This is a genomic window from Mucilaginibacter sp. CSA2-8R (assembly GCF_038806765.1).
In the GTDB taxonomy this organism is placed as follows: Bacteria; Bacteroidota; Bacteroidia; order Sphingobacteriales; family Sphingobacteriaceae; genus Mucilaginibacter.
The window spans coordinates 5148593-5174278 of the sequence record NZ_CP152389.1 but is presented as its reverse complement, the minus strand read 5'-3'; the positions used below and the strand labels follow the sequence as shown (position 1 = coordinate 5174278).

General features: G+C 45.5%; 16 protein-coding genes. 5 read left to right on the top strand and 11 right to left on the bottom strand.

Translation table 11 applies throughout. The annotated features are described in order from the left end of the window. The first annotated feature begins 370 nt into the window (after positions 1–370). The gene (locus AAGR14_RS21935) at positions 371–1072 is read left to right on the top strand and encodes an SIMPL domain-containing protein (RefSeq protein ID WP_342646383.1); all 702 of its coding nucleotides are present in this window, start codon (positions 371–373) and stop codon (positions 1070–1072) included. Between the two features lie 36 nt (positions 1073–1108). Here AAGR14_RS21935 and AAGR14_RS21930 read toward each other — a convergent pair whose 3' ends face one another. The 8 genes from AAGR14_RS21930 to AAGR14_RS21895 all read right to left on the bottom strand — a co-directional run bounded on the left by AAGR14_RS21930 (position 1109) and on the right by AAGR14_RS21895 (position 7206). Further along, complete coding sequence (locus AAGR14_RS21930) at positions 1109–1954, bottom strand: N-acetylmuramoyl-L-alanine amidase (protein ID WP_342646382.1); 846 nt, start codon at positions 1952–1954, stop codon at positions 1109–1111. 78 nt (positions 1955–2032) lie between these two features. Beyond that, the gene (locus AAGR14_RS21925) at positions 2033–2872 is read right to left on the bottom strand and encodes a neutral zinc metallopeptidase (RefSeq protein ID WP_342646381.1); all 840 of its coding nucleotides are present in this window, start codon (positions 2870–2872) and stop codon (positions 2033–2035) included. 543 nt (positions 2873–3415) lie between these two features. Continuing rightward, complete coding sequence (locus AAGR14_RS21920; protein ID WP_342646380.1) at positions 3416–4435, bottom strand: ferredoxin--NADP reductase; 1020 nt, start codon at positions 4433–4435, stop codon at positions 3416–3418. Then, positions 4435–5433 carry a zinc-binding dehydrogenase gene (locus AAGR14_RS21915; protein ID WP_342646379.1) on the bottom strand — a complete coding sequence of 333 codons (999 nt, stop codon included), beginning with the start codon at positions 5431–5433 and terminating at the stop codon, positions 4435–4437. Before AAGR14_RS21915 ends, AAGR14_RS21920 begins: the two co-directional genes overlap by 1 nt. Before the next feature lie 10 nt (positions 5434–5443). Next, a complete protein-coding gene (locus tag AAGR14_RS21910; protein WP_342646378.1) occupies positions 5444–5617 on the bottom strand; it encodes a hypothetical protein in 174 nt (57 codons plus the stop codon). Positions 5618–5701: 84 nt separating this feature from the next. Further along, positions 5702–6316, bottom strand: coding sequence for a superoxide dismutase (locus tag AAGR14_RS21905; RefSeq protein ID WP_342646377.1), 615 nt, complete (start codon positions 6314–6316; stop codon positions 5702–5704). A gap of 78 nt (positions 6317–6394) precedes the next feature. After that, positions 6395–6871 carry a nucleoside deaminase gene (locus AAGR14_RS21900; protein ID WP_342646376.1) on the bottom strand — a complete coding sequence of 159 codons (477 nt, stop codon included), beginning with the start codon at positions 6869–6871 and terminating at the stop codon, positions 6395–6397. Then, a complete protein-coding gene (locus AAGR14_RS21895) occupies positions 6871–7206 on the bottom strand; it encodes a tRNA-binding protein (RefSeq protein WP_342646375.1) in 336 nt (111 codons plus the stop codon). Before AAGR14_RS21895 ends, AAGR14_RS21900 begins: the two co-directional genes overlap by 1 nt. Before the next feature lie 100 nt (positions 7207–7306). Here AAGR14_RS21895 and dinB point away from each other — a divergent pair, with 100 nt between their 5' ends. The 4 genes from dinB to AAGR14_RS21875 all read left to right on the top strand — a co-directional run bounded on the left by dinB (position 7307) and on the right by AAGR14_RS21875 (position 14672). After that, positions 7307–8407, top strand: a complete 1101-nt coding sequence (gene dinB / locus AAGR14_RS21890) for a DNA polymerase IV (RefSeq protein WP_342646374.1) — start codon at positions 7307–7309, stop codon at positions 8405–8407. 243 nt (positions 8408–8650) lie between these two features. Next, positions 8651–9976 carry a glycoside hydrolase family 2 TIM barrel-domain containing protein gene (locus tag AAGR14_RS21885; protein ID WP_342646373.1) on the top strand — a complete coding sequence of 442 codons (1326 nt, stop codon included), beginning with the start codon at positions 8651–8653 and terminating at the stop codon, positions 9974–9976. Beyond that, positions 9973–12957: a glycosyltransferase gene (locus AAGR14_RS21880; protein WP_342646372.1), complete on the top strand. Its 2985-nt coding sequence runs from the start codon at positions 9973–9975 to the stop codon at positions 12955–12957. Before AAGR14_RS21885 ends, AAGR14_RS21880 begins: the two co-directional genes overlap by 4 nt. Positions 12958–13118: 161 nt before the next feature. Beyond that, positions 13119–14672, top strand: a complete 1554-nt coding sequence (locus tag AAGR14_RS21875) for a hypothetical protein (protein ID WP_342646371.1) — start codon at positions 13119–13121, stop codon at positions 14670–14672. 8 nt (positions 14673–14680) lie between these two features. Here AAGR14_RS21875 and AAGR14_RS21870 read toward each other — a convergent pair whose 3' ends face one another. The 3 genes from AAGR14_RS21870 to AAGR14_RS21860 form a co-directional block, all read right to left on the bottom strand. Beyond that, a complete protein-coding gene (locus AAGR14_RS21870) occupies positions 14681–17266 on the bottom strand; it encodes a membrane or secreted protein (protein ID WP_342646370.1) in 2586 nt (861 codons plus the stop codon). Between the two features lie 117 nt (positions 17267–17383). Further along, on the bottom strand, positions 17384–19777 hold the full coding sequence (pbpC, locus tag AAGR14_RS21865) for a penicillin-binding protein 1C (RefSeq protein WP_342646369.1): 2394 nt from the start codon (positions 19775–19777) through the stop codon (positions 17384–17386). Then, positions 19777–25377, bottom strand: a complete 5601-nt coding sequence (locus tag AAGR14_RS21860; protein ID WP_342646368.1) for an MG2 domain-containing protein — start codon at positions 25375–25377, stop codon at positions 19777–19779. The genes pbpC and AAGR14_RS21860 overlap by 1 nt, the downstream gene beginning before the upstream one ends. Positions 25378–25686: the final 309 nt, after the last annotated feature.

Below are 25686 nucleotides of genomic sequence, written 5' to 3'. Positions count from 1 at the left end.
TCTGGACGGCGTATACGAGATACATTAGTGGCCTGGCAATGTGCACAGCTATCAGGATGAGAGAATGATATAATCATGATGGTCAGGAACTGTTATTTATACAAATGTACGCTTTTCTTAGTAACGTACGCTTTCTGCATTAATTTCAAAGAAACTAAATTTAGTTTTTATAAAATTAATTTCAGTGTTATACTTAGCCATGCCAACAAAACTGATAACAGGTGCTATTAAGTAAAATGATGGGTTATTGTTACCGGCCTGTTGCTTACTAAACCTTTACTGCGTTTGATTGTCCATGCATATAAAAACGGTGACCTTGTTACAATTGGATGCATGGCATCGTACCTACTGATACTTATATACTAATAACATGAAGAAACTATTAATTGCAGCTGCCTTAGTTATGTTTGCCTTTACCGGGTTTTCGCAAACGCCAGACCTGCGCCGAAAAATTGAAGTAACTGGTAGTGCTGAGCAGGAAGTAACCCCCAATATTATCTATGTAGCTATTTCTTTGAAAGAATACATGAACGGCAAAAACAAGGTAGAAATCAGCACGCTTGAGCGTCAGTTGCAAAAGGCTGTGGCCGAGGCCGGTATTGCTAAAGAGGATTTTATGATAAACAACCTGTCATCATACAACTGGGTTGATTCTAAAAAGAAACAAACTCCCGACTTTTTAGCCAGCAAGCAATACCGCATTAAAGTGCGCGATTTGAATGCTATCAATACCATTTTAAGTAAGGTTGACGACAAAGGCATCCAGTCTACTGGGGTAGATGGTTATGACTATTCTAAATTACCCGAACTGCGCCGAGACCTTAAAATCAAAGCCTTGCAAGCTGCCCGCGAAAAGGCCACTTACCTGCTCAGCAGTATTGGCGAAAAATTAGGTGGTGCTATTGATATTCAGGAAATAGACAACGAGCCTCTGAACCAGCCAGTATATAGCAACATGCGGTTATTCAAAGCTGCTCCCATGGCCGAGTCGGCAGATGCTGCTGAACCTGTTGATTTTAAAAAGATAAAATTGAATTATCAGGTTCGTGCGGTATTCGAAATTGCCAAATAACTGTAACCTGCAAACTGAATGATAAAATATGCAGCCTTAATTTAAGGCTGCATATTTTTTATAAACGTTATACAATACGTTTAAATCCAATTGGGTAAGCTGCGGAGTTAAATCGGTTTGTATAAAATGCAGTTTAAACGCCTTAATAGCGCCCGGCAGGTTACGGGTATCGTACCCAATTAGTCTAAGGGCTGCTATGTAATCAAAGTTTGACGGTGCCAGTTCCAGCACGTCGTCACTCCAATAGCCAAAGCCGTTTTGTGCCAGCGTTTTCCATGGAAAATAGGCACTCGGATCATTTTTACGGGGAATGGCAATATCAGCATGACCAATAAAATTGGTGGTTGGGATGTTATAAACTTTTTTTAGCTGTGTTAATAGCACTATCAGGCTTTTAATCTGGGCATCCTCAAAAGGCTGCAGTCCGTTATTGTCTAATTCAATACCGATAGAGCAGCTATTCATATCGCTGATGCTGCCCCATTTGCTCACCCCGGCATGCCACGAGCGCAGGTAGTCGTTGAGCATGTGCACAATTTTACCATCACGGCCTATTACATAATGTGCGCTCACTTGGGTACGGGCCAACGTAAAGGTGTTGAGAGTTTGCTGGGTAGAATCCTGGGCAGTATGGTGAATGATGACGTAATTGGGCTTGCGTAAATTAAAGTTAACCGTATTTACAAACGACGACGGAATAGCTACCCCGGCACTGTCCTTCAGCATTACCGGCTCCTGGGCCTTAAGCATATCTACCAAACTATCTATCTGGCTTTTGGCAACTTTTTCGTTGTTATTAATAATTACTACCGGCTTACGCGTTTTGCACGACGCAAAAGTTAAGGCAGCAGCCAAAATGTAAATAGTGGTCTTAAAATTCATAAAAAAGTAATGCCGGTTTGCTTAGTTAGCAAAAGAGTGCTAAGTTAAGCAAACCGGCAAATATATAAGGCTGTTATGTTAGTCTAAATCCTGCGCGGCAAAGGTATTGCCCTGGCGTACATCACCGGTGTCAAACCCTTTTTTAAACCAGTACATCCGCTGCTTACTGGTGCCGTGGGTAAACGAGTCGGGCGATACACGGCCTTGGGTCAGGCGGTCATCACCAATAGCGCTGGCAGCGTTTAAGGCTTCATCAATATCACCGGGATCGAGTAGACCACGCTGTTTTTCGTAGTACGCCCATACACCCGCATAAAAATCGGCTTGCAGCTCCAGCTTTACCGAAAGTTTGTTGTATTCAGTTTCGCTAAGTTGTTGGCGGGCCTGGTCCATTTTGTCAGATACACCCAGCAATTTTTGAACGTGGTGGCCTACCTCATGCGCAATAACATAGGCACGTGCAAAATCGCCGGAAGCACCAAATTTTTGTTCCAGTTCCTGAAAAAAAGCAAGATCGAGGTATACTTTTTGGTCGCCCGGGCAATAAAATGGTCCGGTAGCCGACCCGGCAAAGCCACATCCCGAGGTTTCTACACCTTCTTCAAAAAAGTGTATGGTGGGCTCTTTATAACTTTGGCCCATGTCTTTAAACAACTTGTTCCAGGTATCTTCGGTATCTGCCAGTACTACCCTCGCAAATTTCTGCTCATCGTTTTTAGAAGTGGTCAGTTTAGTGTTTGTCTGTTCCTGACCCTGGCTGTCGCTGTTGCCGTTTTGCAGTAACTGCGCCGGGTTAACACCTGTGAAAAAGTAGATTACCAAACCGATGATGCCTACTACACCACCGCCTAAAGCTACACGGCCACCGCCGCCACTGCTGCTGCCTTCTTCTGCATTACCGCTTTCGCGTCTGCCCATCCATTGCATAGTATCTGAATTTTAGTGTACTGGATGTAACAATAAATCAACAGGGTTTGTTTAAGATGGATGCGGGCAAATCAATTTATAAATTTATGATTTGTGGCCGAAGTGTTAAAAGCAGGGCAAATGGCTACTGCTAAAAGAAATTATTCTGATATGTTTTTGTCTCCGTATTTGCTCAATCCAAATACACCTATACCGCAGCCAGCCAGCACCAACAAAAAATGATCCTTATCAAATGGGTAATCACCATCAGGTTCACAGCAAACGTTAGTAACATTATTTAAAAAAAAGCCAGGCTTAGTACTAATTTTGTTTATCTGTGAAAACGAGTAGGATTGAAATGGGCCAGCCTTTACGGCATAAACCGGGGTAAACCTTAAAAAAAGTATAACAATCAAAAAAATAAGTTTCATTTAGCGAACGTCAACCCTATCTACCAATGTGGTAGGGTAAAATGTTTACGCTCATGCTTAGTTAAAGTTGTAAAAAGGCTTATTTTATTTGCACCTGGTATTTGGCTGTTGCCGTATTAAGTTATCATATATCAAAATCCAATACTACATCATTGCTGGCAGCGTATCCGGTACAAGTGAGTATCCAGCCTTGTTGTAATTCATCATTGGTTAGTACTTCACTTTTTACGATGGCGACCTTGCCGCTTTTACATTTTACAGCGCAGGCAGCACATACACCATTAGCGCAACTGTAAGGCAAAGGCAACTGGTTTTGCAAGGCCGCCTGTAAAATAGTCTGATTTTCGCCGACTACCAGATTATACCATTCATTATGGTAACGGATGCGTAGTGGCTGAGCTATAAAATGAGATGCGTTCGTATTAACCGGCACTGTTTCGAGCACAAAGTTTTCTTTATGCATATGGCTGCGATTTACGCCCATGTATAACAGTGTCAACTGTAACATCCGCATGTAGGTAAATGGTCCGCACAGGTAGTAATGCGCATTTAGCAAATCAGAGCCTGCATATTGTTTAAACAACTGTTCTGCCATCACGTTATTGAGGCGACGGCCTTCGCTGCTTACCATATTAATTAAAGCAAACTGTTCAGGATGCTGCGCTGCAATAGCCTTCAACTCATCGCTAAATAGGGTATTGTCACTGCTTTGATTGCTGTAAAATAAAATAACACGGCAGTGTGCATGCTGATGTAACAGGTATTTTAAATGTGCATATACCGGCGTAATACCTCCGCCTGCGGCAAAGTAGACTATTGTTTTAATTGCGTCAACATTGGGGGGTAACGTAAAGCGCCCTGCCGGCTCCACTGCTTGCCAAATGTCACCTATTTTAGCATGGGCGAGCAGATAACGCGATATTTCGCCGTTGCTTACCCGTTTTACGGTGATAGCCAATAAATCTTCATGTGGCGACGAACTCAGCGAGTACGACCTCCTGATTTCTTCGTTATGATGCGAAAATATTAGCGTAATAAACTGCCCTGCCAAATAGGTTACCTTTTTGCCCGATGCCTCTTTTAGATAAAAGGTGGCGGCATCACTGGTTTCCGGCTGTATGGCTTCAACCCGCAGTTTAAGCATTACGATACCCTTAAAACCAACTTGCCAAATTGTGATGACTTACCCATTTTATCTACCGCCTTTTGGGCATCGTCCAAAGCAAAAACCTCGTCAACCACCGGCACTAACTGATGTGTATTAATCATATCCAGCATAGCTTTAAAATCATCTGGGCTGCCCATCATGGTACCCAACAATTGTATTTGCTTTGAAAATAATACGCGGGGCTCCAGTTCGGGAATGGCACCCGCTGTAGCACCAAAAAATACAATACGTGCACCAGGGTTACAAAGCGCCGGTATTTTGGCAAAATCTTTACCCAAGGCACTATCTATAACTACATCAAAGCCACCTGCCATATGTTTTAACTCGTCGGCCCAGTCCTGCGCTTTATAACTCACACCGGCAGCAGCGCCTAAATGACGGGCTCTTTCAATTTTTTCGCCCGTGCCCGAGGTTACAAATACTTGGCAACCGGCGGCTGCCGCAAATTGTATGGCAAATGTACCGGTACCTGAGCCGGCACCTACAATGAGCACTTTACTTCCGGCTTGGGTTTTCCCTTTAGTAAATAAGGCCCGGTAGGCAGTTAACGCGGCCAGTGGGATGGCGGCAGCTTGTTCAAAAGTTAAATGAGCAGGCTTGGTATGCAGATACTCAGCGCCTACCTTTACATATTCGGCAAAAGTGCCATCATCGGGCAAGCCCATTATCTTAAAGTCAGCCGATTGCGCTTCGGGGTTGTTTCCCCAATGATGCCCCGGGTTAATAATCACTTCTTTTCCTACCCAGGCCTCGTCAACACCGGCACCAACCTCTGTTACAACACCTGCACCGTCAGAGCCTAAAATAGTAGGATATTTAATACCGGCATATTTGCCGATGCTTATCCAGTAATCGCGGCGGTTAAGGGCAGCCGCTTTAATTTGCACCACTACTTCGCCTGCACCCAGCGTAGGTTTATCAACAGTTTTTACCGCAAGGGGCTGATCTGCCCCAACTAATACTACAGCTTTCATAAAATATATATTATCGGTTACTACCGCCTCTGAATTTAATAAAAAGGTAAATGATCAGTGCCAGCACCAATGCAATTAACACTACACCAGTATAAAAGCCGGCCTTAAATATACCACCAACTACCTCACAGCTGCTTAGCAACAGCAGCGTAGTAAACAATGCCGGAAAAACAAGCTTTTTCATAACTGTATAAATAAAAAAAGCGGCAGGATTGTTTACCCTGCCGCTCTATCATGTATTCCGAAAAGCACTGAGGTGCCTGGCGGATTATTTAGCTTTTTTGTATAGCTCAGCTACATGATTCCAGTTGATAACGTTCCAGATAGCGCCTAAGTAATCCGGACGACGGTTTTGGTATTTCAGGTAGTAGGCATGCTCCCAAACGTCGATACCTAAAATTGGTGTGCCTTTTACGGTAATCTCAGGTAAGTCCATCAATGGGTTATCCTGGTTAGGGGTTGAGGTTACCGCTAATTTTTTGTCGGCAGTAACAACTAACCATGCCCAGCCCGAACCGAAACGGGTAGCACCGGCTTCGTTCATTTTGGTTTTCAACTCATCAAATGAACCAAAGGTGCTTTTAATGGCATCAGCTAATTCGCCGGTTGGTTCGCCACCACCATTTGGTGATAATAAAGTCCAGAATAAAGTGTGGTTATAATGACCGCCACCGTTGTTACGTACAGCAGCAGGGTATTTAGAAATGTTTTTTACAATATCTTCGATGCTGCTGTTAGCTTCAGGTTTGCCTTCCAGAGCTTTGTTCAGGTTGGTTACATAAGCTTGGTGGTGCTTGCCATGGTGTATCTCCATAGTAGCTTTATCAATATGCGGTTCCAGTGCGTCAGTAGCGTATGGTAACGCCGGTAATTCAAATGCCATAAGACTATTTTTTAAGGTTAAAAAATGATGTACAGTGCAAATATAAAGGGTTGACCTTCATAATTGTTCAGCAGAATGTTAACTTTTAGTGCGTTTTTTTCTAAAGAAATCACGTACCAGCTCGGCACATTCGTTTTCGCGGATGCCGCCGGTAATTATGGTTTTAGGGTGCGTGATTTTTTGATTCAACCGCCCGAAGCCTAAACGGGTATCATACGCGCCAAACACAATTTTACCTATCTGAAACCAGTAGGAGGCACCGGCACACATTACGCAGGGCTCCATAGTTACATACAGCGTGCAATCTTTCAGGTACTTACCGCCTAAATAATTAGCGGCAGCAGTTAATGCCTGCATTTCGGCATGGGCCGATACATCATTGAGCCGCTCGGTTAAATTATGCCCGCGGCCAATAATTTTGCCCTGGCAGGTTACTATCGCTCCAATAGGTATCTCATCCTCAGTATACGCCTGCCGCGCCTCCCGCAAAGCTTCGTTCATAAAAAACTCGTCGGGAGATACGCTGCTTTCGTTATCAAAACTTATAAATCGCATTAAATTAATTTGCTTCCGTTAGGTACTGGCCTTTCAACAGCCGTTAATACAATATCTCCATCCTCATCGGCCAGTCCGGTTACCAGAAACTGCGACATAAATTTGCCAATCTGTTTTTCCGGAAAGTTAACCACACCCAAAATTTGCCTGCCAATCAGCTCTTCTTTAGTATAATGTTTAGTGATTTGCGCGCTCGACCATTTGATGCCCAAAGGGCCGAAATCAACCTTTAGCTTATACGCTGGCTTACGGGCTTCCGGAAAGTTGAGCACGTCGAGTATAGTGCCTGCCCGTAGTTCCACTTTTTCAAAATCCTGCCAGGATATGGTTTCCATGCCAGCAAAGATAGGGAAGAGAATTTCAGGTATCAACAGCGGGTATGGGCAATAACCATGATGATTTTCCTATTTATATCTATAGCACTTATCTTTGTACATGGCTGTCGCTGTTTCTTACCGTAAAATAATCCATATTGATATGGATGCCTTTTATGCTTCGGTAGAACAGCGCGATCATCCGGAGTATAGGGGTAAACCTTTGGTGGTTGGAGGGCCGCCTCAAGGGCGTGGCGGTGTGGTGGCAACTGCCAGCTATGAGGCCCGCAAGTTTGGGATAAGGTCGGCCATGTCATCTAAAAAAGCTGTGCAGCTATGCCCTAACGCTATTTTTGTGTACCCAAGGTTTGCAGTTTACAAAGAAGTTTCTAATCACATCCGCGAAATATTTAGCAGGTATACCGATTTGATTGAGCCCTTATCGTTAGATGAGGCTTACCTGGATGTTACCGAGGACAAACAAAACATAGGTTCGGCCATTGAGATTGCTACGCTGATTAAACAAGCCATTAAAGACGAATTGCATCTTACCGCTTCGGCCGGGGTGTCGATAAATAAATTTGTGGCCAAAATTGCTTCGGACATTAATAAACCTGATGGCTTAAAATTTATCGGCCCATCGGCCATTGAGCGGTTTATGGAAACCCTGCCGGTTGAAAAGTTTTTTGGCGTAGGTAAAGTAACTGCCGAAAAGATGAAAAAGATGGGCCTGCACACCGGCCTGGATTTAAAGCAACTGACCGAAGCCGACCTGATAAAAAATTTTGGTAAAACCGGTAAGTTCTATTACCAGATTGTACGAGGTACAGATGACCGCCCCGTGCAGCCCCATCGCGAAACCAAGTCAATGGGTGCCGAAGATACCTTTGCATACGACCTTACTGAGCCGGAAGAAATGTTTGACGAACTGGACAAGATTGCCCTGACCGTAGCCGAGCGACTGGAGCGACGCCAGCTTAAAGGCCGTACCATTACCCTTAAGGTAAAATACAGCGACTTTAAGCAAATCACACGCAATCAATCATTAACTTCGGCAGTAGCCGATGCTGCTACGTTAAGTGATACAGCGAAGCAGCTATTAATGGCAACTAACTTGGATGATGTAAAAGTGCGGTTATTAGGTATATCAGTATCAAACTTTGGTGACCCGGTGCCCCGGACCGAAAAAGATGAGGGCAGCGATCAGCTCCGGCTTTTTTAATGTTATTATTCCTGCCTGCTTGGTATAAACAAAGCTGATAGTTAACCGAGAGTTGTTGTTACGCATTTTACTGAAATACCTGTTTTGCTAAGTAAAATCTACTTTAATTACCATTAAACGTTATTAATTAGCAGTTACGGTGCTAAAACTGGTAGTGCTAACCTAACCATTTTTGCCTTTTTTGCGTATAAAACACCACAATACACAGAGCTAAGCGTGTAAACGCAATACGTATTAGTGGCGATGAAACCCTGTTTTTTTAACCTTTGTTTATATTTTTTTTGGTGCCTGTTATTTGCCGGCTGCAAGCCCAAGCAACCAGCCGGAACGGTATACATAAAATCCGAACATGGCACCTATCGGTTTTATCGTAACGGTAAACCATTTTTTGTAAAAGGCGCTTCGGGTTTTACTAACCTCAAGGCATTAAGCAATGCCGGTGGTAATACCATCAGGGTATGGGATACTGCCCATATAGACGCTATCTTAGATTCTGCGCAGGCTTATCATATGGCTGTTGTGGTAGGGCTACCCATGCCTGATAATAAAAATATGGATGATTTTTATAATGATGAAACTAAAGTAGCTGCCCACTATAAAAACCTTAAAACAACCGTAAACCGGTACAAACACCATCCGGCATTACTTAGCTGGTGCATAGGTAATGAGTTGGCCTTTCCGTACAAGCCCAATTACAATCGTTTTTATACCGCGTTTAACCAAGTGGTTGACATGATTCACCATGATGACCCAAACCACCCGGTAACTACTACTATCATCAACTTTCAGCGTAAAAATATTGCCTGTATTAAATTTAGAACCGCTATTGATTTTATATCCTTAAACATTTTTGGCGATATAAAACACCTGAAACATAACCTTAAAGATTTTGAGTGGCTGTGGAAAGGGCCTTTTCTGGTTACTGAATGGGGTATTGACGGACCGTGGTATACCAACAATCAGACGGCATGGGGATCTTTTATCGAAAATTCTACTTTTAAAAAAGCCGAACAGTACCAGGCAATTTACCAGAACCAAATGCCGCTTAGTAACCCGCGCTTTTTAGGCTCGCTGGTATTTTACTGGGGCCAAAAACAAGAGTATACGCCTACTTGGTTCGGATTGTTTGACAAAGCCGGAAGGAGCAGCCAAACCGTGAATACAATGAACTATTTATGGACAGGCAAAAAAACGGCTGCTAAAGCCCCTCCGCTAAAATGTATTTTGCTCAACTTTTTGGGCAGCCAGGACAATATCTTACTGGCCGGTAATACCACGGCACAGGGACAGGTATACCTATATGGCACTGATACCGCTAATATCACTTATCAATGGCAGTTATTTCCCGAAAACTACCACCAGGTAAATGATATCTACAGCCAAAAGGAGGTTGCACCAATACTGCATTCATTCGTTACTGCAAGCACCGGTAAACAAGTTACATTCCGCGCACCCAAAAAAGAAGGGCCCTATCGCTTATATGTATATGCCTACAACAAGCAAAATTATTTTGCCGCTTGTAATATTCCGTTTTATGTACTTAATAACCCCCAAACCAGTACGCAATGAAAGGCCCCGATTTTAAGCAAAAGATCAACCTGCGCACTATGATTGTGATAGGCTTGGGGCTAATGGTTTTTTTTCTGTACAAGCTTTTGCAGCCGCAGGTAATGGGCAACAAAACCCTTTACTGGCTGCTCATGGTTACCTTTATCTTTTCCTTTTTTAAAATAGGTTACGAATGGTATCATTACTGGTCTGTCAGTATACCAAACAAACCCAAAGCGTCCCGCCAGTATACTGTTGATATTTTTACTACCTTTTGCGCTGGTGAGCCTTACAATATGATTGAGCAAACGCTCCGGGCTGTTAAAAATATTACTTATCCGCACCAAACCTATTTATGCGATGAGGCAAACGATGCCTATTTAAAAGCGCTTTGCCATGAATTAGGCATACATCATGTTACCCGCACGCTTAAAATAAACGCCAAAGCCGGCAATATCAACAATGCACTACAGCAATCAACAGGTGAGTTATGTGTAGTGCTTGACCCTGATCATGTACCTGCACCCAATTTTCTTGACCAGGTTGTTGATTATTTTGAGAACGAAGAAATTGGCTATGTACAAGTGGTGCAGGCTTATTATAACCAGGAGGATAGCTGGGTGGCCAAAGGTGCAGCTCAGCAAACTTATCAGTTTTATGGCCCCATGATGATGTGCATGAACAGCTATGGCACGGTACAGGCCATCGGCGCCAATTGTACCTTCAGGCGTACGGCACTCGAGTCGATTGGCGGGCATGCTGCGGGCCTGGCCGAAGATATGCACACTGCCATGCAAATGCATGCCAAAGGCTGGAAATCGCTTTACGTTCCGGAGGTGTTAACACGAGGGTTAGTACCGGCAACACTTTCAGCTTACTATAAACAACAGCTCAAATGGTCGCGCGGAGTGTTTGAATTGCTGTTTACCTCGTATATCAGCTTATTTAAAAAGTTTACCTGGCGGCAAAAATTGCATTACGGGCTGCTGCCTTTATTTTATATATCAGGCTTTATATTTTTAATTAACTTTTTAATCCCTGTCATATCACTGTTTACCGGCTTGTATCCCTTAAAGATAGATTTTACACAATTTGTGCTTATCAGTGTGCCCTATGTTACTGCCGTTATTTTGATAAGGCATTATGTACAACAATGGGTAATGGAAGATCGGGAACGAGGCTTTCACATCGTAGGCGGCCTTTTACTGATTGGTACATGGTGGGTGTTTATTACGGGGGTTGTTTATACATTTTTTCGCAAGAAAGTACCGTATATCCCTACGCCTAAAGACTTGAATGATCCCGTTAATTTTAAGATAAACCTTCCCAATATCGCTGTCCTGCTACTTTCAATGCTGGCCATAGCCTATGGTATTACACAAAACTTAAATCCATACACTATTTTTATGGCAGGCATTGCGGGGCTAAACTGCTTGCTGATGTTTTTTGTGTTGGTTTCGAGTGCGCAGATACAAATGCGTAATTACCAGAAGCGTCATCAGTTGGTGCAGGCATTTTTGCGGGGCATTCATCAGGCTAAAGGGCATTTTTGGCTACTGCGGCGCAAAGTATATGCAAGTGTAAGGGCCGGAAGCTTGGCCATGGTGCTTGGCATCACTACTTTGAGCATTGCAGGCATGTATAACGGAAGTGACGGTTCATCTTCAATAGCCTCATTTTATCCGTCAGGTTTTTTAATTGGTGAGTTCAATATTACCGGAGTAAAACCATTGGTTGCCGGCTTTAAAATTGATGTTGCCCATACTATGGCCGCTGATGCGCAAGAACGCACCCCAACGGTAATGGCAAACAATTTTATTTTTCAATCAAACAACTATGGTAAGCCTGCAAATCAATACCGGTCAGCATTTGTACCGCAGCCCTCTTGTTACCGCGATATACATGGTGTAATTTATTCTAAAGGCAATTATTGGTTTAAAAATGCTGTTACGCTTGACAAGCGTGCAATTGCGGCCGACTTTGCCGAAATGAAACGCGTTGGTATAAATACGGTTAAATTATACGGCCCGGGTATTTATGATAAAACTTTGCTTAATGAAGCTGCAGAAAGTGGATTAAAAATTCAATATAGTTTTTGGATACCATCACCGGCAGCCTTTGTTAATGATTTTGATTATTTGTATGAACTATCAGACGATATCATCAGCGTGGTAAATGCTCAAAAAAGTAATCCAACTATTACATCCTGGAGTTTGAGTAATACAGCCTTACAACAATTGGATGAGTATTATAAGCAACCTCAATTAAACGTAGCACGAAAAAATTATATCCGGTGGATGAAGCAACTGGTTGAACAAATCAAGCAGCAGGATCCGTCGCGAAGTTTAAGCGCTGAGGTAATGGCAGCTCCCGGTTTGTACAGCGCTATAAATTTGTTAAAAACGAATATTCCGGCCTTAGATGCCTACGGACTGGTTCTTACCGATGAAGCTTCGCTTACCCATGTTACCGACAGCCTGAAAGTGCCATTTTATTTTAGTAACGCTAACCCCCGCGCCTTTACTAACGGAAATTATCCGGCACAAGGAGTTTTTTATGCTAACTGGCAAGACCAACTTGCGGCATCGTCAATTACGGTAGATGGTCTGAAAGGTATTTACGGGCGCAATAAGCCTTATCTACATGCTATCAGCCAAGCATTCCATGGTAATATTGCAGCCAATCATTTACCTGCGGTTAAAATTTTAAGACCAGCCATCTCAACCGCACCTGGTGCCAAAATTCCGTACCAGGCATTAGTGTTTATGCAAAATAAATGGCATTTGGCGGCTTACCTGCAAACGGGTTTGAACTACGAATGGTACATGGTTAGAAGCAATGAATGGGGCAAACCTATACATGTTGAAAAGGTGGGTAGCGGGCCTACCTTAAAATTAGCAATACCCGATGCCCCCTCAAATTATCATTTGTACCTGATTGCTGCCCAAGGGCATAATATTAACGAAGCATACTCAGCGCTCGACATACCTTTTTACCAATAAGTATAATGCCGGCGTTTAATTTAAAAGGTTGTAGATGGTGTTTTGCTGTATTATTAGTACTTCTTCTTGCCATTGTACTAAATTATAGGTACATCAAAAAAAACGTAACATCGTACTGTCAGGATGAGTACTACCTCCGTTCGCAAGAACAGGTATTAGGCATGTTAAGTCGCATAGGTGATACTACAAGTGTACATCATTTGAACATAGAGCATGGCTCGGTAATCTGCAAATCAACATCTTTATGGTTTGATGAACAGTCGCTTCAGCAATTACTGGCACATGGCCCCGCCTTAATTACTGTTGAAACGTGGCTTAAGGGCTTGTTGAGCGCAGACAATGTACTGGCTGCTGTTTACCATGGTAAATTTGACAATCAGATACATCAATTGGGCGCTATTATTGCGCAGAGTAAATATGATGTTTATGTACGGTTTGACCCCGACATGGAAATCCCTGCCTTAGTTTTCCCGTGGCAATATCAATCGCCTGAGGATTATAGCAAGGCATTTAATTATATAGCTGCTAAACTGAAGCAACTGGCACCTAAAACTAAAATGGTTTGGGGGCCAAGTGGTTACCCCGGCGACACGGAGTATTGGCCCAGCAACCGGTATGTTGATGCCGTAAGCGTTACGTTAGGCAGCTTGTCTGAAGATAAGGCACAGGCCTATCCCGCAACATCATCAATACCCGCAATACTAAGGCAAAAGCTACACCGGATGCGCTTTATTAATAAGCCGGTAATTGTATTGGGGTCGAGCCACGTTCAGCGCAAAAATTTTAAGTCCGAATGGTTAACTACCGAGGCTGCCTATATTACGTCACTCTCTAAAACAGCAGTTTATTCATCCTATAATTTTGTGGTTGGAGACCCGGTCAAACCTGCCAGAAAAAAGCTGCAAATAGGTGTTTATGATCCTCAGCAAAGGCTGATTAACCTGAAAGGTATCATGGCCGAGCATCTTTTTACAGATTTAGGCGAAGTACAACGAAACGAATTTGAAAAGAAGTTTAAAGCGATGGCTAACCGTCATCATGATATTATTGTTACCATAGAGCCCTGGAAAGATACCAGTGGTATAACCGACACTCAGGTAATTACGCATATTTTACAGGGGCGTTACGATAAGGTGTTTTCTAAACTTTTCGGCATATTGGGCAGTACCCGGCAAACTGTTTATTTACGGTTTATGCATGAGATGGAAATACCCATACACCGCTATGCCTGGCAAAGTCAGGATCCGGTTCAATACATCCAGGCCTACCGTCATTTTATGCAACTTAACGGCGGCCCACCAACCAATGTAAAAAAGATATGGGCGCCGGCTGGTGATCGTGGCTCAGTTGATTTTTGGCCGGGCAATGATGTGGTTGACTACATCAGTATTGCTATTTACGGGTTGCCCGATAAAAACATTACCGACCCCGGTAAACAGGAACTCTTTAGTAATATTTTTAAGCGTAAATATTACCGGATGCGCTTTTTAAGCAAGCCACTGTTTATTGCCGAGTTTGGTGTAAAAGGCCCTGAAGCTTTTCAAAACCAATGGCTGCAGAATGCTGCGGCTACCATTAAGGCTAACCCGCATGTGTTTGGCGTGAGCTACTTTAATTTGTATGATAACCCCAAAGTTTGGGGGCATATGCCAGCTCCCAACTGGAGTATCTCGCCACGTTCTATGCAATTGTTTATTGATAATGTCAATCATTAACCAGCTATCTATTTTTCCAGCCAGACAGATTCGACCTCTATGGATGCGACCTTGCCCGATTGCTCCTGATTTAGTGGTCCGTTAAATGTGAGTCCGAGTTTATCAGCCTCTGGCAATTTAAAGCCTGTAAAGCTTCCGGCTTTAAACCACAAAGGCATAAAGCCCGGATAAGGTCGGGGCAAAAGCAATGCAGAATCTGGCTTTAAACTGGTGAGTGGTATTTCTATCGTTTTGAAATCGGCACTTAACTCAATTGTTGTTGCATAAGCTGCTGCATCCTGATTAATGAGTGCTAAGCGTAGTTTGGCGGTTGGGGCTCCGGTTGTGCGGGCTTTGATGATTATTTTGGTGATGCCCGGCAAATCACTGGCGCGGTTGTTCAGTTTATCGCCGATGTAGAGTTGCATACCCAATACCTGGTTTTGCTGTAATAAAGGTGTGCTCATGCTTAAGGCCAAATGCCCGGTTACCGACCCGCCAGCCCATTGCACTTTAGCCTGCTTTGCAGTTTCGGGTACATAGGTATTGGTTTTGTCCTGGTCGATTGTGGCATTAAACAGGCTGATGGCAGCGTTGGGCGCAGCAACAAATGTTTGCCAGTAATCATCGTTCAGATAGTCCCAGCGGTTGGGATTACCTTTATGGCCGCCCGGAAAAGTAGTATATTCATCCTGGCCATGCTGCACTACAACGCGGTAACTGATTTTGCCGTTGCCCGAGCCGTCGGGTGGTATAGTGGCCGTATAATCATTAGGGGTAACACGGGTCATGGCCGTATGGTTGGGGCCACTGTAAGGCCACTTCATCAATAACGTAACCTTGTCTGCCGAGTCAATATTGATGGCTTTAATGTTCACCATTATCGGTTTCCCGGTGCTAACTTCCGTTGCCGGGTTATGTGCTATGTAAGGCTCGTGGCTTACTGGTTGCGGGGCAACAAATTCATCAAGCTTTAAATAACCCACCTTACGCTCAGCCGTCCACTGGCTACTATTTTTACCAGGTTTAATCAGCAAGTAAGTACCCGGTTTAATAGTAAAGCTGTTTTGGCGGGCAGTGGTTGTGTAGCTATTTTGAGCGTTAACGCCCTGCACTTTAAAATCGCTGCCCAAATCAGCAAGCATAATCTGCATGGGTTGGCTGTTCCAGGCAATATGTACCGCTTCGCGGGACGGTGATGGCTGGGCAAACGGATCGCGAATGGTGATGGCATCAGGCATTACTTCCAATCGCCAGATACCATTTTCAAGTTTATCTAAAAAGTAAGCGCCATAGCCAGGATATTTTACAACAACGGAGCTGCCTACACCTGCAACGTGTTGTAGCACTTTGCCGTTGCGCGGTTGCGTTGCGGTAGAGCCGGAGTAGTAAAACTCCTTGTCGGTGTTCATCTCACTCAGCGACTGCTTATAACTCACCCTGAAAGCATCAAACACGCTATCGAGCGGGTAAGCACCGTATTTTTTACCGGCAGGTAACGTATGAAAAGCCCGGTTGGCTATCAGTAAACTAATGGCTTTAGCAGGTATATAAGCCAGGTTTAAAAAGTGGGTTTGGTACTCGGTATTGCCGTATGCTGTAGCCAGCGGATCGTAAGCAAACTGCGTTACCCACTGAAACCCGGCTTGTTTAAAACTGCGCGCAACTGCCGGGTACATGTAGGAGGCCAGCATATCGGCCGCATCAAATTCGTAAATCATGCGCGCCCTGTTTTTAAATTCGGGAATGGTATCATACGGATAAGTGTACCGGTCTACGTTGGGCAGCATATTACCCTTTTGCTCATGCCCGGCTACCAGCCCGATGGGATACCACTGAAAACTAAAGCCGTCGACTTTGGATTTAGCCACCGCATCAGCATACCACGGCGATTCGCTGATGTTGTAAAATACCGGCTTGTTCCAGCCGGTGCTGTTGATGGCTGCCTTCATGCGATCGATGTATTCGGTAGCGCGGGCTTTGGGTCCGCTAGGATGCGGCTCGTTATTAATTTCGGTAGCGATGATAAAATCGTCTGCCGTGTAGGTTTTGCCGGTGTAAGGGTTTACATGACTGAAAAACTGTTGTAAATAGCGCTCCTGTGCTTTAAAAGCCTGCTCGTTTACCAAGGCACCGTTCTTTCCGTACTTGTCACTAAAGCTGCCGGTATGCTCGTCGGGTTCCGGGTAGCCATTACCCCAAAAAGCAATAGGGGTAATGATGATGCGGATGCCGCGCTGTTCCAGTTTTGACACCAGGTAGTCAAATAATCGCAGATGCTCATTTTGCTTTAAGTTACCTGCCGAATCACTAATCTCGGTATCCCATACATGTACCCGGAAGGCATCAACCCCTAAACGCGCCAGGTGATATACATCTTTGTCAATCTCCTGTTCGTGATTTAGTTTAAGCGCCTTTACCGCACGGTATCCGTAAGCAAAGGGCAGGGTGTAATTAACGCCAAAAAGATATATTGGCTTTTTGTCTTTAGTCCACCTGAATACACCTTTGGCGTCTACATAAGTGGGTGGCTTAGACGATTGCCCAAACGCCATAGTATACATCAAACTTATCATCATCAGCGCCAACCCCGCGGCGCGAAAAACTCTGAACATATTTTATCCGGTAAAAGGCACAAATATAGCCTCCGTTAGCGCTATTAATCTAATGGTAAATAACGAGCCTTTTAGATTTTAGCAGGTGAGCCAATTTGAGTATTAACCACCAATCATTTATTCTGATTTCGACTTATCTTTATCCAGCACATTAAATCTGATTTTTAGCATGCTCCCGTTGCCATCTACCAGAGTTAACCAGTGCTGGCCAGGCGCAGGGTTTAGCGCCATTTGATGGTAAGAGGTTGTTTCGCCGATGTACTGGTCGTCCAGGTGCCAGAATATTTTAGCGCCATATTGCCGGTGGGCAGCATTGCAAACCATGCGGCCGCGTTTACCATCAGCCTCCAAAGGCACATATACACTTGCGCCGTTTTTGGGATAAATCACCTCCATCAGGTTTTCATTCTCTTCCCGGCAGCCATCCTTAAACGGTGGCAAACTGCGGTATTGGTAATTATGCACTTTGTAGTAGTACTCCATGGCCGGCGGCAGCACAAACCACGATTGGGTAACCATCTGGCTGGGTGATACACAGTTGCTGCTCACCTGCCACTGCTTGCTTTCATCTAAATGTACCAACTGATGATATGCGCAGATGGGCGATTTCAATCCGGCGGGCGGTATCCACATCTCTTCGGTATGGTTGCAGTACTGGCTGGCCCGGTAACCGCTCTCGTGACATACTTTAACTTTTACCATAGCGGCAGTTGGCTTTTCGAACCAGGTACGGGTAGCAGGTAAGAGCCTGAATATTTCGAAAAGCGCAGGAGCTGCCGTGTTAATACCTGTAAGGCCGGGCCGCCCCTCGCCGGTGGTATTACCCACCCAAACACCTACTACATACTTAGGCGTAATACCAATGGCCCACCCATCCCTGAAACCGAAACTGGTGCCGGTTTTCCAGGCGACACGTTGTGATGAGGCAAACTGCTGCCAAAGCATTTCCTCACCCGGCCGCATCACTTCTTCCATGGCCTCCATTGTATAGTAAATAGAGCCGGCGTCCAACAACCCATCCTTTTGCCATTCGGGCTTTAGTGCTTTTGTGGGTTGATATACAGGCAAATGATAATCGGCCGGGTTATACTTACCGCCATGCTGGTTATAGTGGTTCAGCGCCCGGGCCATATCGGCATAGCAACCGGCCAGTTCCCAAAGCGTGTTTTCGCCGCCGCCTAAAATGAGTGAAAGGCCATAATAATCGGCGGGCTGCTTGAGGGTGGTGATACCTGCTTTTTTCAGAAAATCGTAAAAGCGCTCATACTTATATTTTTGCAGCATTTTTACTGCGGGTACATTTAGCGAGCGGGCCAATGCGGTAGAGGCAGGTACAGCACCATCATACCCCAAGTCAAAATTTTCGGGCTGATAACCGGCAATTTGGGTAGGAATGTCGGGAATTAAACTATGCGGCAAAATAAACCCATCGTTGAGCATGGTAGCATACAGCAATGGTTTTAAGGTACTGCCCGGACTGCGCGGCGCACCAATCACATCTACACTGCTTTCCAGTTGTGGCTCCTGCGGGTGGTAGATGTTGCCCGCATATGCAAGCGTGGCACCGCTTTCCACATCCAGTACTATGGCTGCCATATTATTGATGTGATTGGCGCTTAACACCGTATGGTGTCGTTCTAAAATCTGGGTGACCTGATCTTGCAAATGCCCGTTAATGGTACTGCTAATGCGGGTATCTGAGTCCTGGTTGGTTTGGTGTTCGCTCACAATACGAGCCAGCAAGTGAGGCGCTTCTACAGGCAGTGGAACAGGCTTATCGGGCACCGGTTCCAGTTGGGCCAGCATGGCGGTGTTGCTGTCAATAATACCGGTATGGTAAAGTTTATCCAGCAACAGGTTACGCTTTTTTAAAAGTACCAAACGATTTTTACCCGGATGCACGAGCGATGGCGCATTAGGTAAAACTGCTAAAGCCGCCGTCTCGCCCCAGGAAAGCTTATCCGGACTGCGGCCAAAATAACGCCACGAGGCAGCATTCAGCCCCACTACGTTACTGCCAAAAGGTGCGTTGCTGGCATATAGAGCCAGTATTTCGGCTTTACTATGCGTTAGCTCGAGGCGCAGGGCCATCAGTGCTTCTCTCAGTTTGTTCCACCAGTTGCGCTGGTGATGCGTGGCCAGCCTGATGACCTGCATGGTAATGGTGCTGCCCCCACTGGTCACGCGGCCCGATTTCCAGTTTTGCCTGAAAGCCCTGCCCATTGCCCAGATATCTATTCCCGGATGATGCTCGAAGCGCTTATCCTCAAAAGCAATAATGCATTGTTTAAACTTATCGGGCACCTGCGCATCATACGGAAAACGCCACTGCCCATCGGCAGCGATAGAAGCGCCCAGTAACACACCCTTACTGTCATTCAGCACAAATGAGGTAGGCGATTTAAATAGCCTTGACGGTAAACAAAACCAAAAGCAGAGCAACAGGGCCAGTAATACCAGCCCCGTTGCCACAAAAGCTTTGTTGTGTAAAAGCCGTTTAATACGCTGCATTATTTCACAACCTCAATCCACCGGCCTTTTTGCAATGCATTTACCGATGCCTTGTACATGGCCTCGCAATAAGTAGCCGGTAAATAATACCGCCCGGCGTAGGCCGCAGTAAGCATCACGTAATAAGTAACCTCTTTGCCTTGGTCTAAACTAAAATACGTATACACCCGGTCGTCGCGTATGTCGCGGTAATCCGACGGCGACGATTTGAATACTTCGTCGTTGTTCAGCATACGGGTATTTAATATTTCCCATCCCGACGGGAACAACTGCGAAAGCGCCATGTTGCGGTAGTCGCCGTTGCCATTGGGGTTTTTAACGGTAACCTGCGCCACAAAGTCGGTGCCCTGTTTTAATTGTGCTATGTCTATTGGCTCGCCTTTCATGTTCAGGTAGGCTACATTCATGCGCAGTATATCCGGGTTGTTGCCGGTTTCCTGCTCGTCGCCCGGTGCGGGTTGCCCTTGCTGAATAAGCCGTACATAAAGCAGGTTTTTGCCATTATTTTTGAATACCAGTTTCCCCTTGGTGGCGCCAAGCGGCGCTTGCCATAAATAGGCAGGGGATGTGACTGTGCCTTTTGCGCCGGGTGCCTGGTAAGTAAACTGCAGCTTATATGGCGAATGGCTTTGCCCGCAATACTGCGCAACGGCCATTAACGCATAAGCCGTGGTTTGAGTACTGTACCATTCATCGGTTGAAAGCTGTGCCGCAACTGAGCGTAACACGGCCGAAGCTTGCTCACGACGGCCCAGCATGGTAAGTGTCTCTAAGATCATGGCTTCATCGCGCTCGTCCGAACCATAGGTATAGTCTAACTGGTTGTATGGTTTAACCTGCGTAGGCAAGCCACGAATCATCTGCAAGGCTACCTCGGGCTGACCGGCCAACTGGTAGGCTGCTGCTAAACGCCATTTGGCACTTGCACTAATATATTTAAATTCTTTTAACCGGTTCATGGCACCCAGCTCGGGCACACTGGCCATGGCCAGCAAGTACAAGCGGTAGGCTTGCATAAGGTCGGCACCGTAAAAGCTGCGCGAATCGGGCGCCCAATTTAAGGCCTTTTGCTGCTGAAATTTTTTCCAGCCGGTGATAAAGCCAGCGGGTAAACTGTAGCCTCTGGCCTGCGCCTGTAACATAAAATGACCGGCATAGTTGGTGCCCCACTCATCGGCCTCACCGCCATCCGGCCAATAGCTCAGGCCTCCACCCGGTACCTGGAAGCCATTAAGCCTGTTAATGGTAGCCTTAATGTTGCGCTCCACCTCGGCTTTTTGCCGAGCGGATAAATCAACCAATTGACCCAGATATAACTGCGGGAACCCTGACGAGGTAGTTTGCTCTACACAACCATAAGGATAGTGCATCAGGTAACCCAAACGTTTGGCCAGGTTTATAGGAGGAATACCTGATACCTCTAAGGTAGCCTTGTTGGTGCCGGCCATGGCAAACGGGGTATAGTCTATGTTCCAGGTTTCGCCGGCACGCAGCTCTTTTACCTGCGTGCGGGTAACCGACGGATTTGGATTACGAATATTGAGCACCACATCTTCTACCGCCGTTTCGCTGCCGCTGCGGGCAATAATGCGCACTTTACCTATGCCCACAAAGTTTTTTACATCCAAATCAAACGTTACAGCCTGATCGCCGGGTTTGGCAAAGGCAATAACCTTTTGCGTGCTTCCGGTGCTGTTTAAAGCAGTCGACTGCACCTGGATACTAACCGTTTTAATTTGATTTTCGAGCGCGAACACGGTTACCGGCAATTGGAATTTCTCCGACGGTCCCAGTACCCGTGGCAGGGTTGCCAGTATCATTAACGGCTTTTTAACAGCAACGGCCTTTTCGGCATAACCATAACTGCCATCGTGCCCGGCTATAACCATGGCCCTTACCGAGCCAATGTATTGCGGTAAAGTAAAGCGTTTAGTCTGCTTTTCGCCTTTGCCCAAACGGAAAGGCCCCATAAATTTCACTACAGGTTTAAAGCGGTTAACCGTTGCATTTTTATTGTTGCCGATGGCCTGGTCGCCGCCGATGCTTAAAATACGCTCAAGGTCACCACCAAAGGCACCGATGACATAATCGAACAAGTCCCAAGTTTTCACACCCAACGCCTCGCGGGCATAAAAGGCCTGATGCGGGTCGGGTGTTTTAAAATTGGTCAGGTCCAGAATGCCTTCATCAACCAAAGCAATGGTATAAGTCATTTCCTTGCCCGATGTCTCTGATACCGTAATTTCCGACGGTGTTTCGGGCCTGATTTTATCCGGCATGGTAATCACCGGCTTTAATACGGTGGCCGGGTTTTCAACCGCAATCGGTATGGCACCATACATCCGTATCGGTAAGTCGTTCAGGGTTTGGTGATGCGGCTGTAACAGGGTCACGTTCACAAACACGTTGGGGGTCATATCTTCAGTTATCTTAAAGCGATATTGGGTTTGGCCCTTGCGGGTATCTGTCCAGGCGGTTTTAATCACTTTGCTGCCGTTTTCGAAACTAATGAGTGCCCGGCCGTTGTTGCTGGTAGGTATGGTTAAAGTTCCCTCTTCGCCTATCTTGTAGCTTTTTTTATCTGCCGTAAACGAAAGCATGGCTGCCTCGGTAGGATTGTCCTGCTGTAAGCGCTCTGCCCAGTTAGGCCAGTCAATGTAAATAATCTTGCCCGTAGTGTGCCCGGTTTGCGGGTCGGTTACCCTAATCAGGTAGCGGCCCCAATCGGCCTGCGGTATGCGCAATGTCCATTTGCCGCGGCCGTTAGTTACCGGTACCGTTTGAGTGCTCACCAGCTTATTATACTGGTTTTGGGTAAAGTTGCTCAATTCCTCGTCGGTTTTGTCCCACCACCAGCGCCATTGTACTTTGTAAAGTTCTACCTGCACATTGCGGGTTCCGCTCCATAATGTACCTTTAGTGTTTATGGTAGCAATATCAATCACATGGTAGGCATCGGTAGTTAACATGCCGCTTAGCTGGCTGCCTTCGGGCACTTTGATACCCACATAACCGGGATACACATTGTACGGCATGGTCACCTGGTTGATGCTGAAATTTCCGCCCGGCTCAAAAACCTTCACCAGGAAGTTAGCTTTCAGCTGACCTGGGGCTTGTTTTTCGAGGTTGATATCGGCCTGTACGTTGGCATTGCCATTGGCATCCAGCCGACCATCAAAAATATTTTGTGTTTGGGTGCTAAAGGCAAGCGTAGGGTCGTCAAAACTATACCCGTCAAAACCTTTAAAACTGGTTTGCTGCGGCGACAAAAAGGCATCTACCTTGGCTTTTAAATTTTGAGCAATACCGCCAAAAAGCCAGTGCGCACTCAATACACCATTGGTGCTACCCTTGGTTAACTCGGTTTGGTTGCCAAAGCTAAGGTTGAGTTTTAAACGGTTCGGCATAATGGTTTCTACCTTGATGCTTTTTTGAAACAAGGCACCGCCAACCTTAATCTTCACATTCCAGGTGCCCGTAGGCGAACTGGTAGTGGTAGCGGTGTGGAAACTGTAAAAACCATCAACCGATGAGGTGCGTACCATTTTGCTGTACAACTGCCCTTGCGGGTTGTAAAACTCAAACTCCACCGGGTGGTCGGCCGGAAGCGTTTTAAGTTTATCCTCTAAAATAAACGACACAAAAATAGAGTCTCCGGGGCGCCACACGCCGCGTTCGCCATAAATAAAACCTTTTAGGCCATGCTGTACCAGCTCGCCGCTCACATCAAAACGCGATAAGGGCAACGCGCTGCCATCATCCAGTTTTAAATAGCCCCGCTCATCACCTTTTTTTGCCACCAATAGGTAGGGTTTCCGTTTTAAATCCAGCTTAGCCAGGCCGTCGCCATCAGATGTGCCCGTCCATAGTACCTGTTTCTGGTAATCGAGTATTTGCAAGTTTACGCCCGACATGGGTTGCGCATCCAAGATATTGGTGACGGCAATCAGCATGCTGTTATCGTTACCGCGTTTGGTGATGAGCCCGATGTTAGAGGCGATGATGTTGCGGGTAGCCCAGCGGTCTTTAGTATAATAAGAGTCTGAGCACACATTGTCGCGGTCATTCCACTTGTAACCTTCGGGGTAGTAGTTGTCATAACGGCGCCAAAAATCTTCGTCGTCATCTACCTGGTTGCTGCCGCCTGCATCGTCCGAACTGTAATCGCCGCCTTCACCCTCCTCTTCATCTTCACTGTTGCTGGTCGTGTCAGTCTTACTCTTCACACTGCAATTGTAGAGCGAATAGGCTTTACGGAACCCGATAACTACTCGATAGATAGCGCCGGGCTCGGTGCGCATCAGGTGGTCAATATCGAGCATGAAACGGTTTTTCTTGTTCAGGTTCAGGCTGCGGTCCTGATCCAAATGTATGGTGGTTTGTACCACCGGTTTGGCAACCTGCCGCAACTGCTCCTGCCCGTCAAAACCATTGCTTTGAAAGTACTGAGGTACATTATTTTCATAAACCTTGATGATGCTTACATCGACTGCGTTAAGGTTAACGGCTTCAAACGGCATCATTAACCGGCCCGAATCGGGCAAAATAACACCCTTACCCGGAATGGTTACCGCCGGCATCCGGTTTTCGAAAAATACATTAGCGCTATAACTGCGGCCAATTTTTTTGCCGGTAATATCCTCAATGCCCTCATTGGCAACGGCGGTATAGTTACCCTGTAAATGCTCGGGGGCATACAGCTTTACCATGCTACCCTCAATGGTGTAGGTTAACTCGCCCATGTTACTCAAACCAACAAGCCCCCTAAGTTCCTGTCCAATTTTTACAGGGTTAGAAAACTGGTACAATACGTACTCTTCCTGGTCTTGTACGGCTTTTACCTGCAAAAGCTTAAAGTCGCCCACGGCCGGTATCTCGGCTGCTTCGTCGCCAGTGCTTTCCACGTTAATTGGGTCGCCATTCCATTGCAGTTCCAGTTTGGAAGCTTTGCTTCTGGACCGCGGCACATTGTTTACTGTAAACTCATGTTTTTTACTGAGCTTATTATGATGCCAGGTAATACTAACCGGCGATGTGTATGAGGCAGTCAGCATCTTTTCAACTTTAGCCGGGTCTTCAAAATCGGCAGTTTGGATGCTGCCAGTAAACTTCATTTTTTCTAACGAGGTGGCTGTAGCCGACTGCAGCCCGTTAAAATCAATCACAAAATCAGGCTTGATGGTTTGCAAATCAAAGGTGAAATGCTTCAGTTCGTCAGCCACTTTGGTAACCGAACCCAGGTCAAAATCAACATCATAATGTTTGTCGGGGTCAAGTTCGGCTTCGGGTTTAAACTCAATGGTTTGTGCGTCTACCCAATAGGCTTTGCCCTTAACCGACGGCGAAAAGTCAAATACCTTGCCTTTTAGTTCTTCGTTTTGTGCATGAGTTACCTGCACCTGGTCCGACAGCTTTACGCGTACTGTGCCGGTGCGCGAAATAACCCCGGTAGTATACGATTGTATGTACTTGCCAAACTCGTGGTTGTACGTTTTTTTAGGCTTTTTAAAGATAAAGAAAACGGCTAAAAAGATGGTGATAATAACACCGGCGCCAATGAGTATAGAGCGCTGGTTTAGCCTGAATGAAGCGGGCTGCATAGGTGATAGCGATGATTTAGTTACGCTAAAGCTATAAAAATAAACCGCTTGTTAAACGAGCGGTAAAAATATTTATTCCGCCAAAGTTTAACATTCATAACAGGAGCTGATCATAAATCAGCAAGTGATGCTTTATAAACCCTTTTGCAGATCACCATTAAATTAGTCTGCCGGGAAACCTATAATCAAGCATCGGATAAATTATAAATTTAACCAAATGCAGGTATTTTCTTAATAGAAACACAGCCAGGTAAATTAAAACAGCAGATCGGTTAATAAATTAACTTAAAAAATTAATTTATGTTCTGA